At 69.8% G+C, this 14097-nt stretch carries 12 protein-coding genes and 1 pseudogene; 8 read left to right on the forward strand and 5 right to left on the reverse strand.

Annotated elements, in window-relative coordinates; genetic code table 11:
- Nucleotides 1-9: 9 nt before the first annotated feature.
- Entirely contained in the window at nucleotides 10-1326 is a 1317-nt protein-coding gene (hmgA, locus tag ABD357_RS05420; protein WP_344387817.1) for a homogentisate 1,2-dioxygenase, read from the reverse strand.
- Nucleotides 1327-1522: 196 nt separating this feature from the next.
- Here hmgA and ABD357_RS05425 point away from each other — a divergent pair, with 196 nt between their 5' ends.
- The 5 genes from ABD357_RS05425 (at nucleotide 1523) to ABD357_RS05445 (ending at nucleotide 8292) form a co-directional block, all read left to right on the forward strand.
- Nucleotides 1523-2140, forward strand: a complete 618-nt coding sequence (locus ABD357_RS05425; protein WP_344387818.1) for a hypothetical protein — start codon at nucleotides 1523-1525, stop codon at nucleotides 2138-2140.
- Nucleotides 2140-2760, forward strand: a complete 621-nt coding sequence (locus ABD357_RS05430; protein ID WP_344387848.1) for a TetR/AcrR family transcriptional regulator — start codon at nucleotides 2140-2142, stop codon at nucleotides 2758-2760. Before ABD357_RS05425 ends, ABD357_RS05430 begins: the two co-directional genes overlap by 1 nt.
- 371 nt (nucleotides 2761-3131) lie before the next feature.
- Nucleotides 3132-5387, forward strand: a complete 2256-nt coding sequence (locus ABD357_RS05435; RefSeq protein ID WP_344387819.1) for a molybdopterin oxidoreductase family protein — start codon at nucleotides 3132-3134, stop codon at nucleotides 5385-5387.
- A 122-nt stretch (nucleotides 5388-5509) separates the two neighbouring features.
- Complete coding sequence (locus tag ABD357_RS05440; RefSeq protein WP_344387822.1) at nucleotides 5510-6961, forward strand: CitMHS family transporter; 1452 nt, start codon at nucleotides 5510-5512, stop codon at nucleotides 6959-6961.
- A gap of 95 nt (nucleotides 6962-7056) precedes the next feature.
- Nucleotides 7057-8292, forward strand: coding sequence for an MFS transporter (locus tag ABD357_RS05445; protein WP_344387823.1), 1236 nt, complete (start codon nucleotides 7057-7059; stop codon nucleotides 8290-8292).
- Nucleotides 8293-8328: 36 nt separating this feature from the next.
- Here ABD357_RS05445 and soxR read toward each other — a convergent pair whose 3' ends face one another.
- Nucleotides 8329-8856 (reverse strand): redox-sensitive transcriptional activator SoxR, encoded by a 528-nt coding sequence (gene soxR, locus ABD357_RS05450; RefSeq protein WP_344387825.1) that lies wholly within the window; start codon nucleotides 8854-8856, stop codon nucleotides 8329-8331.
- A 131-nt stretch (nucleotides 8857-8987) separates the two neighbouring features.
- Here soxR and ABD357_RS05455 point away from each other — a divergent pair, with 131 nt between their 5' ends.
- Nucleotides 8988-9449, forward strand: a complete 462-nt coding sequence (locus ABD357_RS05455) for a MaoC family dehydratase (RefSeq protein WP_344387827.1) — start codon at nucleotides 8988-8990, stop codon at nucleotides 9447-9449.
- Between the two features lie 54 nt (nucleotides 9450-9503).
- Here the strand turns inward: ABD357_RS05455 and ABD357_RS05460 are convergent, their stop codons facing one another.
- Together ABD357_RS05460 and ABD357_RS05465 are read right to left on the reverse strand one after the other, a co-directional pair.
- Entirely contained in the window at nucleotides 9504-10130 is a 627-nt protein-coding gene (locus tag ABD357_RS05460) for a TetR/AcrR family transcriptional regulator (RefSeq protein WP_344387828.1), read from the reverse strand.
- 140 nt (nucleotides 10131-10270) lie between these two features.
- Nucleotides 10271-10558, reverse strand: a complete 288-nt coding sequence (locus tag ABD357_RS05465) for a YiaA/YiaB family inner membrane protein (RefSeq protein WP_344387829.1) — start codon at nucleotides 10556-10558, stop codon at nucleotides 10271-10273.
- Nucleotides 10559-10736: 178 nt separating this feature from the next.
- Here ABD357_RS05465 and ABD357_RS05470 point away from each other — a divergent pair, with 178 nt between their 5' ends.
- Nucleotides 10737-12077, forward strand: a complete 1341-nt coding sequence (locus ABD357_RS05470; protein ID WP_344387830.1) for an MFS transporter — start codon at nucleotides 10737-10739, stop codon at nucleotides 12075-12077.
- Here the strand turns inward: ABD357_RS05470 and ABD357_RS05475 are convergent.
- On the reverse strand, nucleotides 12066-13022 hold the full coding sequence (locus ABD357_RS05475; RefSeq protein ID WP_344387831.1) for a DMT family transporter: 957 nt from the start codon (nucleotides 13020-13022) through the stop codon (nucleotides 12066-12068). The two genes, ABD357_RS05470 and ABD357_RS05475, sit on opposite strands and share 12 nt — an antisense overlap.
- A gap of 75 nt (nucleotides 13023-13097) precedes the next feature.
- Between ABD357_RS05475 and ABD357_RS05480 the strand changes: the two are divergent.
- Nucleotides 13098-14018 (forward strand): annotated as a pseudogene (locus tag ABD357_RS05480) (RNA-guided endonuclease InsQ/TnpB family protein); the annotation flags it as partial.
- Nucleotides 14019-14097: the final 79 nt, after the last annotated feature.

Consider the following 14097-nt stretch of genomic DNA (forward strand, 5'->3'; position numbering starts at 1 on the left):
AACGGGTGTTCAGTGCAACGGGCCGAAGTGACGTTCGAGGCCCTGCCATACATCGTCGTACGCCCGTTGCAGGTGTTCCGCCCGTGCCGCCTGTGCCGTGAGAGTCACCGGCCAGCGCGTCTCGAACATGAAGGCCAGGCCGTCGTCGACCTTCTGCGGACGCAGCTCGGCGGCGCTCGCCCGGTCGAAGGTCTCCCTGTCGGGCCCGTGCGCCGACATCATGTTGTGCAGCGAACCCCCGCCCGGAACAAAACCTTCCGCCTTCGCGTCGTACGCGCCCTCGATGAGCCCCATGTACTCGCTCATCACATTCCGGTGGAAGTACGGCGGCCGGAACGTGTCCTCGCCCACCAGCCAGCGCGGCGCGAAGACGACGAAGTCGACGCTCGCGAGGCCCGGAGTGTCCGTCGGCGAGGTCAGGACCGTGAAGATCGACGGGTCCGGGTGGTCGTAGCTGATGGAGCCGAGCACGTTGAATCGGCGCAGGTCGTAGACGTACGGCAGATGGCTGCCGTGCCAGGCGATGACGTCGAGCGGCGAGTGGTCGTACGTCGCGGTCCACAGGTTCCCGCAGAACTTGTTCACCACCTCCACGGGGCCCTCGACGTCCTCGTACGCGGCGACCGGCGCCCGGAAGTCCCGCGCGTTGGCGAGGCCGTTGGCACCGATCGGGCCGAGCTCGGGGAGCTGGAAGGGCGCTCCATAGTTCTCGCACACGTAGCCGCGTACTGACTCGTCGAGCAGTTCCATGCGGAAGCGCACCCCGCGGGGAATCAGCGCCATGTCCCCGGGCTCCGCGTGCAGCAGCCCGAACTCGGTGCGCAGCAGCAGCCCGCCGCGCTCCGGCACGATCAGCAGCTCGCCGTCGGCGTCGCTGAACACGCGCTGCATCGCGGAGTTGGCGTGATACAGGTGCACGGCCATGCCCGTGCGCTGCGTGGCGTCGCCGTTGCCCCCGAGGGTCCACAGGCCCCGTACGAAATCCGTGTCCGGCTCGGGCTCCGGCAGGGGGTTCCAGCGCAGCCGGTTCGGGTCGGGTGCCGTCTCCGTGAAGGGCGCCGTGCGGAGGGCGCCGTTGTCGGTGCGGGCGAAGGCCGGGTGGGCGGCGGACGGGCGGATCCGGTACAGCCACGAGCGGCGGTTGTGCGCCCTCGGCTCCGTGAACGCCGAACCGCTCAGCTGCTCCGCGTACAGCCCGAGCGGTGCGCGCTGCGGCGAGTTGCGGCCGATCGGCAGCGCGCCCGGGATCGCTTCCGAACTGTGCTGATTGCCGAATCCCGAGAGGTACGTCAACGCCTCAGCGGTCTTCCGTGCATCCCCGTTCATGATCGCTCCCTTGCCCGTGACTCAAGATCCCTGAATCCCGATCCTTATTCCTATGCAGCACCATAGGATTCGGGATTTCCGTTCGCAAGACATGCGCGAGGGGTGAACGGCGTGATCGCGCCAAGACCGCTGTACTGCCCAAGAACCAGACTTCAGGGGGATTCGCCTGTCGGAGCGGTGCCCTAATGTTCCCGACATGTCGTGGACGCGCGCATTCCTCGCCGCGCTCGCGGTCTGTGCCCTCTTCGGCGCCTTGCTCGCCGGAATCGCAGCCTGCGATTCGGGCGGCGGCGCGGGCGAGGGCGACGGGGCCGAGCCGTCGCCGGTGGGCAAGGTGCTGGACGACACGGACGAAGAGGGGCGGAACTATCGTGAGTTCGACAAGAAGCGCGCACCCGAGGTCGGGATAGAAGTGCTGCCCGACGCCCGCGAGGGTTGGGACGTCCGCCTGACCGTCTCCGACTTCCGCTTCTCACCGGCCGGGACGAAGAAGACGGCCGCTCAGGGGCGCGGCTACGCCCTCCTGCGGCTGGACGGCCGCCCCGTCGCCGAACTCCGCGACCCCGCCCACCACCTGAGCGGCAGCCTCGTCACCCGGGGCACGCACAAGATAACCGTGCGCCTCCACGCCGACGACGACACCGTGTGGGCCGTCGACGGCGAACCCGTCGAGAGCACCGCGGACATCACCGTCTCCGATCCCGTGCCGTCAGCTCCCACGACCGCCCCCACGCCGACCCCGCAGGTGAGCGGGCGGGACCCCGGCCGGAGTACTGGGGGGCGCGGTTCCCCGAACCCCGGCGGAAAGGCATGATGATGCCCGTGCCCCAAGCGACCTCGCTGCGCCGCGCGCCCGTCCAGCGCCGGAGCGCGGAACGACTGACCAGGATCCTCGACGCCTGCGCCGACCTCCTCGACGAAGTCGGCTACGACGCCCTCAGCACCCGAGCCGTCGCCGTGCGCGCCGGTGTCCCCATCGGATCCGTGTACCGCTTCTTCGGCAACAAGCGCGCCATGGCCGACGCATTGGCCCAGCGCAACCTCGACCGCTACGCCGAACGCGTCACCCGCAGTCTCGAAGCCGCGGACGGGGAGGGTGGCTGGCGCGCGGCCATGGACGCCGTGCTCGACGAGTACCTCGTCATGAAGCGGACCGCGCCCGGCTTCGCCCTCGTCGACTTCGGCAACCAGATCCCCGTAGGCACCCGCGACGCCGAACCCAACACCCGCGTCGCCGACCGCCTGACCGACATGCTCTCCGCCTACCTCGACCGCGAACCCGACGACGACCTCCGCCGCACCTTCCTGGTCGCCGTCGAGGCCGCCGACACCCTCGTCCAACTCGCGTTCCGCCTCAGCCCGTCGGGCGACGAGCGGATCATCGGGGAGACGCGGGAGCTGCTGCGGTCGTACCTCGCGAGAGTGCTGGACTAAGCGCTCCGCTGGAAGTGCAGCGATGAGGCTGCGGGCCGGTGGGGGCTGGTCGCTCCCCCACTCTCGGCTTCGCTCCAGCGGGGGGACCCCCATGAGCGGCGGGACCCCCATGAGCGGCGGGACCCCCATGAGCGGGGGGACCCCCATCGCGGCGGAGCCGCATATCAATACAGCACCGCGCCCCTTACGGGGCACGGGGCCGCACCGGACTTCACCAAGGCTGCTTGGGCACGCTCGACTGAAGCCCGATCGGCGGCCGATCGGCACGGGAGTGTCGGATGCGACCCTCGCGGGGCCTCCCCACCGTGCATACCGGTCGGTATGCTCGGCGGAAGTTCGTGTGCCGACGTCGCCACCCTTCCGGAGGACCCGTGTCCACCACCACCGACTCCCGCACCGCCCTGCGCATCTGCCCCCTGTGCGAAGCCACCTGCGGTCTGACGCTCACCATCGAGGGCACCCGGGTGACCGGCGCCCGAGGCGACCGCGCCGATGTGTTCAGCCAGGGGTTCATCTGCCCGAAGGGTGCCTCCTTCGGAGCCGTGGACGCGGACCCGGACCGGCTGCGCACCCCACTGGTGCGCAAGGACGGTGAGCTGCGCGAGGCCACCTGGGAGGAGGCGTTCGACGCTGTGGCGGCAGGGCTGCGGCCGGTCGTCGAGACGTACGGACCGCACGCCGTCGGTGTCGTCCTCGGCAACCCGAACGTCCACACCATGGCCGGCGCCCTCTATCCGCCCGTACTGCTCGGCGCCCTCGGCACGCGCAGCCTCTTCACGGCCTCCACGGTCGACCAGATGCCCAAGCACGTCTCCAGCGGGCTGCTCTACGGCGACGCCCACGCCATCCCCGTACCCGACCTCGACCGCACCGACCACCTCCTGCTGATCGGCGCCAACCCCCTGGAGTCCAACGGCAGCCTGTGCACGGCGCCCGACTTCCCCGGCAAGCTCAGGGCCCTCAAGGCGCGCGGCGGCAACCTCACCGTGATCGACCCGCGCCGCACCCGTACCGCCAAACTCGCCGACCGGCACGTCGCCATCCGCCCCGGCACCGATGCCCTGCTGCTCGCGGCCATGGCGTACGTCCTCTTCGAGGAGAAGCTCACCGACCTCGGCGAACTCGCCGAGCTGGTCCAGGGGCTCGACGAACTCCCCGATGCTGTACGGGACTTCACTCCTGAAGCCGCTGCCGAGGCGTGCGACGTGGACGCCGGTACGATCCGTACGCTCGCCCGCGAACTTGCCGCCGCGCCCACCGCCGCCGTCTACGGCCGCATCGGCAGCTGCACCGTCCCGCACGGCACCCTGGCCAGCTGGCTCGTCGACGTGCTGAACATCCTCACCGGGAACCTCGACCGGCCCGGCGGCGCTCTCTTCCCGCTGGCCGCCACCGACAAGACGCCCCGGCCCGCCGGACCCGGCCGCGGCTTCGCCCTCGGACGCTGGCACAGCAGGGTCGGCCGCCACCCGGAAGCCAAGGGCGAACTGCCCATCGCCGCGCTCGCCGAGGAGATCGACACCGCCACCGCCGAGGGCGAACCCGTCCGGGCCCTCATCGCCGTCGCCGCCAACCCCGTCCTGTCCGCACCCGACGGCGACCGCCTCGACAAGGCCCTCGACTCGCTCGACTTCATGGTCAGCGTCGACCCGTACCTGAACGAGACCTCGCGCCACGCCCACGTCGTGCTGCCGCCGCCCCCGCCCTCGCAGAGCCCGCACCACGACTTCGCCTTCAACACCCTCGCCATACGCAACCAGGTCCGCTACACCCGCGCCGCCGTCCCCCTCGAACCCGGCCGCATGGCCGAGACCGAGATCCTCGCCCGGCTCGTCCTCGCCGCCACCGGCATGCACGGCGCCGACCCCTCCGCCGTCGACGCCATGGTCATCGACCAGACCCTCGGCAAAGCCGTCAGGGAACCGCACTCCCCGGTGCACGGCCGCGACCCCCGCGAGCTCGCCGCCATGCTCACCGGCGACAACGGCCCGGAGCGGCGGCTCGACATGATGCTGCGCCTCGGCCCGTACGGCGACGGCTTCGGCGCCCGACCGGAAGGGCTGAACCTGGACAAGCTGCTGGACCAGCCGCACGGCATCGACCTCGGACCGCTCCAGCCGCGCCTGCCGCAGCCCCTCAAGACCCGCAGCGGACGCGTGGAACTGCTGCCGCAGCCGATCGCCGACGACCTGCCACGCCTCAGGGACGCCCTGCGTCGCCGCCCCGACGGCCTCGTCCTCATCGGCCGCCGCCATCTGCGCTCCAACAACAGCTGGATGCACAACATCCCCGCCCTCACAGGCGGCACCAACCGCTGCACCCTGCACCTCCACCCGGACGACGCCGCACGCCTCGGGATCGCGGACGGGGACGCCGTACGGATCAAGGGCGCCGGGGGAGAGGTGACGGCTCCTGCCGAGGTCACCGACGGCATCCGGCGCGGAGTCGTGAGCCTCCCCCACGGCTGGGGTCACGACCGGCCGGGCACCCGTATGAGCCACGCCGCCACCGACCCCGGAGTCAACGTCAACCAGCTTCTCGACGGCTCGCTGCTCGACCCGCTGTCGGGCAATGCGGTCCTCAATGGCGTACCCGTCGAGGTCGCGCCAACAGGGACAACGCTGTGACCAGGAGTTTTGCGCTTATTGCTCGCATGTCAACGTCTTGTTAACGCTTGTGGACCCGCCCTAACGTCGCTCCAACCGCCGGCCCTGGTGGCTGTTCAAGGGCGAACGTTAGGTATCCACTCATGCTGACCATCCTCGGCTTCGCCATGATCGCGACCTTCCTGGTCCTGATCATGATGAAGAAGATGTCGCCGATCGCGGCGCTCGTACTGATCCCGGCACTCTTCTGTGTGTTCGTCGGAAAGGGTGCCCATCTCGGCGACTACGTCATCGAAGGGGTGGGCAACCTCGCGCCCACCGCCGCGATGCTGATGTTCGCCATCGTGTACTTCGGCGTCATGATCGACGTCGGGCTTTTCGACCCGATCGTGCGGGGCATCCTGAAGTTCTGCAAGGCCGACCCGCTGCGTATCGTCGTCGGCACGGCCGTGCTCGCCGCGATCGTCTCGCTCGACGGCGACGGCTCGACCACCTTCATGATCACGGTCTCGGCGATGTACCCGCTCTACAAGCGCCTCAAGATGAGCCTGGTCGTGATGACCGGCGTCGCCGCCACCGCCAACGGCGTCATGAACACCCTCCCCTGGGGCGGCCCCACCGCCCGCGCCGCCACCGCGCTCAAGCTCGACGCCGGCGACATCTTCGTCCCGATGATCCCCGCCCTCGGCGTCGGCCTGCTCTTCGTCTTCGTCCTCTCGTACGTACTCGGCCGCCGCGAGCGCAAGCGCCTCGGGGTGCTGAGCCTGGACGAGGTCCTGGAGCCGGAGAAGGTCGTCCTGGAGAAGGAGGAGCAGCAGGAGACGGAGACGGTGCTGGTCGGCGCGGGTGCAGGTGCCGGTGACGGCAAGGGCCGTAAGGGCAAGACCACCGGTGGCGCGGGCTCCGGGACGGACGCTTCCGAGGCTGCGGACGATGACGAGGACGACGTACGGCTCCAGGGCCTCGACCCCAACCGGCCGACGCTGCGCCCCAAGCTGTACTGGTTCAACGCGCTGCTCACGGTGGCCCTCCTCACCGCGATGATCATGGAGTGGCTGCCGATTCCGGTCCTGTTCATCCTGGGTGCCGCGCTGGCCCTGACCGTGAACTTCCCGCACATGCCCGACCAGAAGGCCCGCCTCGGCGCCCACGCCGAGAACGTGCTCAACGTCTCCGGGATGGTCTTCGCCGCCGCCGTTTTCACCGGCGTCCTCCAGGGCACCGGCATGGTCGACTCCATGGCGAAGTGGCTCGTCGACGGCATCCCCGAGGGCATGGGCCCGCACATGGCGATCGTCACCGGCTTCCTGAGCCTGCCGCTCACGTACTTCATGTCGAACGACGGCTTCTACTTCGGAGTCCTGCCGGTCCTCGCCGAGGCCGGTGCCGCGCACGGAGTCTCGCCCCTGGAGATCGCCCGCGCCTCGCTCGTCGGCCAGCCGCTGCACATGTCCAGCCCGCTGGTCCCGGCCGTATACGTCCTCGTGGGTATGGCGAAGGTGGAGTTCGGCGACCACACCAAGTTCGTGGTCAAGTGGGCTGCACTGACTTCCCTCGTGGTACTCGGTGCGGGGATCCTGTTCGGCATCATCTGATCAACCTGATCAACCTGATCAACCCGATCCAACTGATCCGTCCGATCTCCGACTGGTGATCCCTTCCCTGTGAACCCTTATTGGAGGAGGACAACGTGAGGCCCGGTGGGAACCGCGGCTGGCTGCTCCGCCTCGTCATCGCCTTCAGCTTCGCGCAGGGGGCGGTGTCGATGGCGCGGCCCGCCGTCTCCTACCGGGCCCTCGCGCTGGGTGCGGACGAGCGTGCGGTCGGTGTGATCGCGGGTGTGTACGCGCTGCTGCCGCTGTTCGTCGCCGTACCCCTGGGCCGCAGGACCGACCAGGGCCGGTGCGCGCCCCTGCTGCCCATCGGCGTCGTACTGATAGCCGGCGGCTGCGCCCTCAGCGGTATCGCGAACTCCCTGCTCGCGATGGCGGCGTGGAGCGGGGTGATGGGCCTCGGCCACCTCTGCTTCGTGATCGGCGCCCAGTCGATCGTGGCCCGCCAGTCAGCCCCGCAGGAACAGGACCGCAACTTCGGCCACTTCACCATCGGCGCCTCCCTCGGCCAGCTGGTCGGACCCATCGCCGCGGGCGCCCTGATCGGCGGGCCCGACATGGCGGGCACCAGCGCGTTGGCGCTGCTCGTCGCGGGCGCGGGAGCCGCGGTCGCGTTCACCTCGCTGTGGCGCATCGAGCACCGTACGCCCGCGAAGTCCCGTACGCCCCAGGGGAAACGCGTCCCGGTACACCGCATCCTGCGCACCCGTGGCGTACCCGCGGGCATCTTCATCAGCCTCGCCGTGCTCTCGGCGACGGACATCCTCACCGCGTACCTGCCGGTGATCGGCGAGCACCGCGGCATCCCGCCGTCCGTCATCGGCCTTCTGCTGAGCCTGCGTGCGGCGGCGACGATCGCATGCCGCCTGGTGATCACGCCGATGCTGCGTCTGCTCGGCCGGGCCGCCCTGCTCACCTCGACCTGCCTGCTGGCAGCCGTCCTGTGTGTGGGCATCGCAGTGCCGGTCCCGGTCTGGGCGCTGGCCGTGATCCTCGCGGCACTCGGTTTCTGCCTGGGCGTCGGCCAGCCCCTCTCCATGACCACGGTCGTCCAGGCCGCCCCACCTGACGCCCGCTCCACCGCTCTCGCCCTGCGCCTGACCGGCAATCGCCTGGGCCAGGTCGCGGCACCGGCCGCGGCGGGGCTGGTGGCGGGAGTCGCGGGGGTGGCGGCGCCGTTCGTGATGCTCGGCGCGCTGCTGGTGGTCGCGTCGGGGCTGGGGCTGCGGCAGGGTCGTATGGCCGTCGAGGGCGAACCTGGGGAGCAGGCGGGGCGTAAGTCCTCGGCGCCGCCGCAACGTGAGAGCCGCTGAGCCCGAAGCCCCGACGGCCGGTGCCCGGCGGCCACTTCAGCAGCGGCCCTCGGGCTCCTTCTGCCGTTGCTGCTGCCCGGAGTGCTTGCGCTGCTGCTTCGCGGCGGGCCGACGCTCCACCATGAGCCGCGAACCGCTCTGCCTCTCGCCGAACACGTCGTCCGGGTTGGAGAGCACGCAGGTTTCCAGGGAGAGGCAGCCGCAGCCGATGCAGTCCGTGAGATGGTCGCGCAGACGGCTCAACTGCTTGATGCGCTCGTCGAGTTCGGAGCGCCAGGCCTTCGAGAGATGTGCCCAGTCCTCCCGCGTCGGGGTGCGCCCCTCGGGGAGCTCGGCGAGTGCGTCGCGGATCGTGGCCAGCGGAATGCCGACGCGCTGCGCGGCCCGTACGAAGGCGACGCGGCGCAGCGTGTCACGGGAGTAGCGGCGCTGGTTGCCCGCGGTGCGGCGGCTGCCGATGAGGCCCTTGGACTCGTAGAAGTGCAGGGCGGACACGGCGGCGCCGCTGCGGGCCGACAGCTGGCCCACCGTGAGTTCGTGGATCTTCTCTGGAATCTGGGGCATCCCTCGAAGCCTACCCACTCGTCACAGCCCGGCTCCCTACGCTCCCGGTCCGTTGACATGGGCTCCGTACCCGACGATGCTAAGCAGTCGCTTAGGGATGTAGTACGGAGCAACGCGGGAGGCCAGGACACATGGCAGAGCCGAAGATCTTCACGTCCGCCGACGAACTGAAGGCGGCGGTGGGCGAGCAGTTGGGGTACAGCGACTGGCTGGAGGTCGACCAGAAGCGGATCGACCTGTTCGCGGACGCGACCGGCGACCACCAGTGGATCCACGTGGACCCTGAGAAGGCCGCCACCGGGCCCTTCGGTACGACCATCGCGCACGGCTATCTGACGCTGTCGCTGCTGCCCGCGCTCGTCCCGCAGGTCATGCGCGTCGAGGGCATGAAGATGGGCGTCAACTACGGCACCAACAAGGTGCGCTTCCCGTCCCCCGTACCCGTGGGCTCGCGCCTGCGCGCCACGGCGGTGCTCAAGGAGGTCGTGGAGGCGGGCGGCGGAGTCCAGGTCACGGCCGCGGTGACCGTGGAACGCGAGGGCGGCGACAAGCCGGTGTGCGTGGCGGAGTCGGTGTCGCGCTACTACTTCTAGGCACTTCAGGGCGTACGAAGCTGCCGACGGCCGGAGACTGCTCGGCAGTGGGAGCTACTTGACTGCCCCCACCATCCGCAGCACGAGGTCGGCGTACAGCGCGCCGACCTCGTCGGGCGTCCGAGGTCCGTTCACGTTGAACCAGCGGGCGACGTCGATGCACAGCGAGAGCACGGCGAGCGTGGTGCCGCGCACGTCGGGCACATCGAACTCGCCGCTCGCGACGCCGTCCTCGATGATCCCTCGCACCTGGGCGTCGACCTGGCGGCGCAGCGCGATGATCTCGGCACGGGCGGCCGGGCCGAGCGAGTCCAGTTCGTACTGCACGACCCGCGCGGTGGTGCGCCCCCCGGCGTGCCACCGCACGAAGGAGCTCACGGCATCCGCGAGCCGCTCGGTCGCGCTGCCCTCACCCCGAGCGGCCGTCCGCAGGATCTCGAGGGCCTTCTCGTGGCCGATCCTGCTGATCCGGTGGAGCAGCTCTTCCTTGGTCTTGTAGTGGATGTAGAGCGCGGCCGGGCTCATACCGGCACGGCCCGCGATGTCCCGGGTCGTCGTCGCGTGATACCCGCGCTCGGCGAAGGCCTCCACCGCGGCGACGAGCAGCCGCCGCGCCGCGTCCGGGGTGACCTCGGCCCAGGGCGGCATCTCGCCGCCGGCCGTCTCCTCCGCCGTACTCATCGCTGTTCGCCCCTTCTCGGCTGTCAGTTCTCCACCGACAGGTCTCCACTGGCAGGACGAACCACGATACCTCGCAGCCTGAGCGAGCGCTTAGCGTGCGTGCTGCCCACGGGGCGCACGGATCGGGCGGCCAGCGGCGATCACAGCTTCTCGAAGGGGTCGTGCTCCGCGAGCAGTTTCTCCAGCCGGGCCTGGTCGACCCGGCTGACGATCTGCCCGGCCTCCTGCCGGTCCCGGATCACCTTGGCCAGCGTGAAGGCCGAGGTGACGAGGTAGAGGACGGCGATCGCCAGGAAGCCACGCACCCATGCGTCGGCTTCGAGGCGGAAGATGCCGACGGCCGTCGCGGCCATGGCGACGGCGAACGAAACGACCGCCTGGCCGTAGAAGGCCGCGGTGTTCTGCTGCTTGACAGGTGTCTCACTCATGAGGACAAGAATCGGCGGATGTGGCCGGGGCCACATCCGCCGGGGTACTCAGCCGGATCTCAGCCGGATACTCAGAAGCCCTCTGTGTGAGACCCATGCGTGCACGACCGTTGACCTACATACCGTCCGGTCAGTACGTTCCCCCGAACGTCCCCGCACCCACCGGAGTGTGCACGCCATGGACACCGCACCTTCCGCGCTCCCCAGCGCGACCACCAGCCCCGACACCAGACACCGCCGCAAGGTGGCGACCGCCGCCGCCCTCGCCTCCGCCGTCGAGTGGTACGACTACTTCGTCTTCGGGATCGCCGCAGCCCTCGTGCTCGGAGACCTGTACTTCCCCGCGGGCAGCTCCTCCGCAGGAGTCCTCGCCGCGTTCGCCACCTTCGCCGTGGGCTTCCTCGCCCGTCCGCTCGGCGGAGTCATCGCGGGCCACCTGGGCGACAAACGAGGCCGCAAGCCCATGCTCGTGCTGGCCCTGACCCTGATGGGCGTGGCCACCACGGGCATCGGCCTCCTCCCCACATACGCCACGATCGGCATCGCGGCCCCCATCCTCCTCGTCGTCCTGCGCGTGCTGCAGGGCATCGCGATCGGCGCACAGTGGGGCGGCGCGATGCTGCTCGCCACGGAGTACGCCCCCGAGGGCAAGCGCGGCCTCTACGGCAGCGTCGTCCAACTCGGCGTCCCCATCGGTGTGGTGACCGCCAACTCCGTCTTCCTGCTCGCCGGCGCCCTCACCAGCGAGAGCGCGTTCGCCGCCTGGGGCTGGCGGGTGCCGTTCCTGGTCGGGCTGCTCGTCCTCGGGCTCGCCTGGTACATCCACACACGCGTCGAGGAGACCCCGGAGTTCCGCCAGGCCGAACGGGCCCTGGCCGAGAAGGAGAAGGGCGAGAAGAGCTCCCCGCTGCGCACGATCCTGCGCGGCCACCTCGGCACGGTGCTCCTCGCGGGCGGCTCGTTCGCCGTGAACACCGCCACCTTCTACATCCTCATCACCGGCGTCCTCGACTACACGACCCGCGAACTGGACATGGAACGCAGCGCCGTCCTCACCGTCTCGCTCTGCGTCAGCCTCACCCAGCTCGTCCTGATCCCCGCCTCGGCCGCGCTCTCCGACCGCGTCGGCCGCATCCGGATCTACGGGTTCGGCGCCGCCGGGATCGCCCTGTGGGCCGTACCGATGTTCCTGCTGATCGACACGGGTTCGCTGCTGTGGCTGGCCGTCGGCACATTCGTCGCCAGTTGCTTCCTCAGCATCATGTACGGGCCTCAAGCCGCCCTGTTCGCCGAGCTGTTCACACCCGAGATGCGCTACACGGGCGCCTCTCTCGGCTACCAGATCGCGGCCGTGTTCGGCGGCGGACTCGCACCCTTCGTGATGGTCCTCCTGCTGGAGGCCACGGACACGTCGATGTCGGTGTCCGCGTACATCATCGGGCTCGCCGTGATCGCGCTCGTGTCCATCAAGGTTCTTGCGGACAGGGCGCGTTCGGCCTCGGACGAGTCAGAGGGCTGAGTCCGGGGCCCGCTCGGGTCGTGGCTCCGGAACCGCTCCCGGAACCGCGACCCGGGCGGCCCGTGGCCGGGACCGCGACACGGCGACGCCCGCCAGACACACCAGCCCGCCGACGAGAGTGATCCAGCCCGGCACCTCGTCGAGCGCCAGCCACGACATCAGCACCACCAGGGCGGGCACAGCGTAGGTCGTCGCGCCCATCTTCCCGGCCGTCGTACGGGCCAGCGCGAACGCCCAGGTCGTGAACGCGAGAGCGGTCGGGAAGACGCCCAGATACAGCATGTTGAGCGTCGCGGACAGCGGGGCGTCGCCGGCCTCGGACACCAGCTGACCGGCGAACGGCAGACAGGCCACCGCGCCGATCACACAGCCGTACGTCGTCACCTGGAGCGCCGAACCGTGCCGCAGAGCCGGCTTCTGGGCGACGACCCCGCCCGCGTACGCCACCGCCGCGAGCAGACAGAGCAGGACGCCGAGTACGGACGCGCTGCCCTCGCCCGACATCGACAGACCGACCACCGCCGCGCCCACGAACGACACCGCCATCCCCGCCAGCAGCCGCGGTGGCAGCCCCTCCTTCAGCAGCCACCCCGCGAGCAGGGCCATGACCAGCGGCCCGACGTTCACCACCAGGGCTGCCGTGCCCGCGTCGACCTTCTGCTCACCCCAGTTGAGCACCACCATGTACAGCCCGAACCAGAGCAGTCCGGAGACCACGATCCCCGGCCAGGCGGCACGCGGCGGCAGCCCCTCCCCGCGTGCGAGACAGATGACCCCGAGCACCAGCGCCCCGGCCACGAGCCGCCCGAGCGCCAACGCCCCGGGCGAGTACGCGGCTCCCGCACTGCGGATCGACACGAACGCGGACGCCCACAACACAACGGTCACCGCGGCCGCACCGGCGGCCAGCAGGTCCATACGACGGGCGGACAGGGGAGGTTTCATCTGATCATCTCCATGGATATTTCGCCCTTCAGGGCGGATTCGTTCGCCACCAACTGTCCGCGTGTCTTGTGAGCTGTGAAGACCGGCCATGTGAAGCGGGCATTCAAGTACCGCTTCTACCCGACAGATGCGCAGGCGGCTGAGCTGTCGCGCACGTTCGGGTGCGTGCGGAAGGTCTACAACATGGCGCTCGCCGCCCGTACCGAAGCGTGGACGCGTCACGAGCGGGTCAACTACAACGCGACCTCGGCGATGCTGACGGCGTGGAAGAAGACCGAGGAGTTGGCCTACCTCAACGAGGTGTCCTCGGTGCCGTTGCAGCAGGCGCTGCGGCACTTGCAGGTGGCGTTCACCAACTTCTTCGGCAAGCGGGCCAAGTATCCGCGATTCAAGTCGAAGAAGAAGTCGCGGAAGTCGGCGGAGTACACCACCAGCGCCTTCCGTTACCGCGATGGTGAGCTCAGTCTGGCGAAGATGAGTGAGCCCCTGGAGATCGTGTGGTCCCGCCCTCTGCCCGAGGGCGCGACGCCGTCCACGGTGACCGTGTCCCAGGACAGGGCGGGGCGCTGGTTCGTGTCTCTGCTGTGCGAGGACCCGGGCATCGCGCCCCTCCCGACAACGGGTACAGCGGTCGGTATAGACGTCGGCCTGGACCATCTGCTGACCCTGTCCACGGGTGAGAAAGTCGCCAATCCCCGGCATGAGCGCCGCGACAGGGCGCGCCTCGCCAAGGCCCAGCAGGTCCTTGCTCGCAAGGCCAAGGGCGAGGGCGCCAACCGGGCCAAGGCCCGGCGCCGCGTCGCCCGGATCCACTCCCGGATCGTCGACCGCCGCCGGGATCACCTGCATAAGCTGACCACTCGACTCGTGCGTGAGAACCAAACGCTCGTGATCGAGGATTTGACCGTGCGCACCATGGTCAAGAACCGGAGTCTGGCCCGTGCCATCAGTGACGCTGCGTGGGCGGAGTTCCGGGGCATGCTGACTCTTAATGCAGTAAGTCAAGCTGCCTGAACCTCCTCCCGGGGGCTGTACTCCCTCTCGTAGAGTCGGCCGTCGCGCAGCATCGCCCACA

Origin of the sequence: Streptomyces vastus, from assembly GCF_039532825.1 — a bacterium.
GTDB classification, from domain to species: domain Bacteria; phylum Actinomycetota; class Actinomycetes; order Streptomycetales; family Streptomycetaceae; genus Streptomyces; species Streptomyces vastus.

Excerpts from the sequence above, each read along its gene's own strand:
- ABD357_RS05430 (WP_344387848.1), top strand. The coding sequence starts at position 2,140 with ATGATGCCCGTGCCCCAAGCGACCTCGCTGCGCCGCGCGCCCGTCCAG.
- ABD357_RS05470 (WP_344387830.1), top strand. The coding sequence starts at position 10,737 with ATGGACACCGCACCTTCCGCGCTCCCCAGCGCGACCACCAGCCCCGAC.
- ABD357_RS05425 (WP_344387818.1), top strand. The coding sequence starts at position 1,523 with ATGTCGTGGACGCGCGCATTCCTCGCCGCGCTCGCGGTCTGTGCCCTC.
- ABD357_RS05475 (WP_344387831.1), bottom strand. The coding sequence starts at position 13,022 with ATGAAACCTCCCCTGTCCGCCCGTCGTATGGACCTGCTGGCCGCCGGT.
- ABD357_RS05440 (WP_344387822.1), top strand. The coding sequence starts at position 5,510 with ATGCTGACCATCCTCGGCTTCGCCATGATCGCGACCTTCCTGGTCCTG.
- ABD357_RS05465 (WP_344387829.1), bottom strand. The coding sequence starts at position 10,558 with ATGAGTGAGACACCTGTCAAGCAGCAGAACACCGCGGCCTTCTACGGC.
- soxR (WP_344387825.1), bottom strand. The coding sequence starts at position 8,856 with ATGCCCCAGATTCCAGAGAAGATCCACGAACTCACGGTGGGCCAGCTG.
- ABD357_RS05455 (WP_344387827.1), top strand. The coding sequence starts at position 8,988 with ATGGCAGAGCCGAAGATCTTCACGTCCGCCGACGAACTGAAGGCGGCG.
- hmgA (WP_344387817.1), bottom strand. The coding sequence starts at position 1,326 with ATGAACGGGGATGCACGGAAGACCGCTGAGGCGTTGACGTACCTCTCG.
- ABD357_RS05460 (WP_344387828.1), bottom strand. The coding sequence starts at position 10,130 with ATGAGTACGGCGGAGGAGACGGCCGGCGGCGAGATGCCGCCCTGGGCC.